The sequence below is a fragment of the Petralouisia muris genome (genome assembly GCF_004793545.1).
GTDB lineage: Bacteria > Bacillota > Clostridia > Lachnospirales > Lachnospiraceae > Petralouisia > Petralouisia muris.
Genome location: NZ_SRYA01000175.1, coordinates 1 through 2,799 on the forward strand (window position 1 = coordinate 1; position 2,799 = coordinate 2,799).

At 48.3% G+C, this 2,799-nt stretch carries 2 protein-coding genes; both read right to left on the minus strand.

All coding sequences use genetic code 11. The features are described 5' to 3' along the window. Window positions 1-97: 97 nt before the first annotated feature. The gene (gene ltrA, locus E5329_RS28755) at window positions 98-2,023 is read right to left on the minus strand and encodes a group II intron reverse transcriptase/maturase (RefSeq protein ID WP_135977037.1); all 1,926 of its coding nucleotides are present in this window, start codon (window positions 2,021-2,023) and stop codon (window positions 98-100) included. Between the two features lie 41 nt (window positions 2,024-2,064). Beyond that, window positions 2,065-2,319, minus strand: coding sequence for a hypothetical protein (locus tag E5329_RS28760; protein ID WP_135992529.1), 255 nt, complete (start codon window positions 2,317-2,319; stop codon window positions 2,065-2,067). Between the last annotated feature and the right edge of the window lie 480 nt (window positions 2,320-2,799).

Below are 2,799 nucleotides of genomic sequence, written 5' to 3' on the forward strand. Positions count from 1 at the left end.
AATAGCGATAGGTAATCCTTTGATGTTATCTCCGGATTTTCCCCCGCTCTAAACCGGACGTGAACCCTTTCGATTCATCCGGCTTGCCATCAAGGTCTTAGATTGCGTTATATTTCAGACAACTCTCAACTTTTGCAAGGCTTCTGAATTTTTCCAGCTTCTTCAACTGTTTGGTGTCAAGGTTCAGCTTTTCAAGGTATTTCCTGATTGTTTCCGGGTTTGTTGCGTGTATCAGGCGGTGGACATCTTCACTGACGATAGCCAGATTCTTGTATTCGTCCGTTCCTCCAAGATATTTCGGTAACTTATGGTGGCAGTGGATTTCATTTCTTTCAAGTTTCCTGCCAGTCACCGCACATTTTCCGTATTGGGCGCAATAAAGCGATATGCGGTTATCATTGTATGCCGCTGTCCGGTATGGGATTGGGTTACGCATGAGATAGTGCATAATGCCTGTATCTATGCTTTTCCCCAGCATTTTATGGACTGCCTCACGTCCTTCGGGCGTGTAGCTGTTCGTTATGCACCGCTTCATCATGGGATTCCTGTGTTTCACATACCCAATCGGTGCAAGCGCATATCCCCGGACAAACTTTAGCTGTTCGCTATCGCCGTAACGCTCCTTGATATAATCAGGAATTACATATCCAAGTTTTCGCTTTCTTACCTGTTTTACAGTTTTCAGACGCTTTTTCAACCTTGCGTTCAGGCTCTTATGGACTGAAAAGGCCAGTGTATGGAAGTCATGGCAGATAAAAGTTGCCATGCTGTAATAATTGTGGACACCTATAACGTAGGAATTAAAACGGGCTACCGCCGCATGTTCCGCACGTTTTCCGTGTCCGGGAAATTCAATGTCGTGTATCAGCCTTTTCATATCTGATTTGATTTTACCAAGTGATTTCTCCCTGATATGGCTCTCCACTACATATTTGGGGCTGTGTTCACTGCCGTGGTTTGTCGCCTTAATACGCAAACCGAGAAACTCCGAATACGTCTCTTTGAGGTTTACGATTTTGGATTTTTCAGGGCTTATAGAAAGCCCCAGCCGGCCCTTTAGCCAGCCCTCCACCGCATAAAACAGTTTCTGTGCCTGCTGGTAACTTTTCGCAAACAGCTTAAAATCATCAGCATACCGTACACAGGTAACTTCTTTCAGCCGTGTGTAGTCCCGGAGCATTTTATATTTATTTCCTTTATTTTCCGTCCCGTTATAATTCGTCCCGGTGGCATACTTCTTCCGGGTGGGGAAGTCCTCCCACTGGCTGGCTATCCACCAGTCCAGCTCATTCAGCACGATATTTGACAGGAGCGGCGAAATGATGCCGCCCTGCGGCGTGCCTTTCTCCGGGAAGCCTATCCCCGCAACCTCCGCTTTCAGCATTGCCGATATGATACTCAGCAGCTTTTTGTCACGGATTCCCATTGCCCACATCTGCCTTAACAGCTTGCCGTGGTTTACATTGTCGAAAAATCCTTTGATGTCAATATCCACAACATAATAATAATGCGATAGCTGTATGTTCTTATAAACCAGCGCCACAGCGTGTTCCTGGCTTCTGTTTGGGCGGAACCCATAACTGTGGTCATGGAACTTTGCTTCGCAGATTGGTTCAAGAACCTGTAACACGCATTGCTGTATCAGGCGGTCGAGTATAGTGGGTATCCCAAGCGGACGCTTTTTCGTTGGGTCACTGCCTTTTGGGATTTCTACACGCAGGACGCTTTGCGGCTTATACCAGCCCAGCTTTTTCTGAACCAGCGCAACCAGCTTTTCATCAGGGAGATTCTCTAAATCCTTGATTGTCCTTCCGTCCGTGCCAGCGGTCTTGCTCCCGTGGTTTGCCTTGATGTTGCGGTATGCCAGCCTTATATTCTCCGGCAGGGTAATAACCTCTACGAGATGTTTGAATACCCGTCCTTTCTGGCTGTCGGCATACAGCTTGTCCTGGATTCCCTGGAAGTCGTAATACTCCGCATGGCGCAGCTTTGATTTCTTCTTTGCCTTGTCTTTTGTTGCCATAGTCGGCCTTCTTTCCTTAGTGGATTTGGCCTTTCTTAGTCCTACCCGAACCTATGGGGTCTGTCTGTAACATAATTATTTCTTGCAATCTTACCCTGACTACAGCCCTTCCCTCCACCGCTTACTTTTTTCACGGCTTCACAGGTAACATGGCTGCTGTTTCCTCCCCGGTTAAGGAAAGTTATACCGCACCCCCGGTAAGTGGTGACACGGCTTTCCCTTCCAGCGCTTCCCTGCCCGCAATGGCTCCACGCCGGGGAATTTCCACGTTCCGATATTCCTATTCTTAATTTCAACCGCACTTAGGTTTCCCTTTAAGCCTGTGTGCTGGATGGTGCCTGTAACACCATAGGGTGGTTCCTATTCACCAATCGTACTTTACCCCACACACGCCGCACTTGCGGCAGCGGCCTTTCTGACCGCTCGAATTTTAGACTTGTACATTCAGGATTTTGTCAGCATTAAGCATACTCGCCATATGCGGTTATGAACCCCCGGCCTATCACCCACGGCCACCTCTGGCTCGTCTTTGCCCTACCGTCTTTTACCTCGTGTAAGGCGGGTGTGTCCAGCCGACTTCAGCGTGCTGTGTCAGTCGCAGGGATTGCGCCCCGTTTCCTCCAACGCAGTATCAGGGGGAGCGTTTCAGGGCGTTACCCCTTCATTCCACTCCTCAGAGTATCAGTTAGAAAGGCTATACCTTTCCGTCACTTTTACCTCTTTGCAGGATTTTTCCCACGCAGAGTTTATATGCGACAACGTGTCGCTACACGATG

Coding starts and splice junctions, on each gene's coding strand:
- ltrA (WP_135977037.1), bottom strand. CDS start 2,023: ATGGCAACAAAAGACAAGGCAAAGAAGAAATCAAAGCTGCGCCATGCG.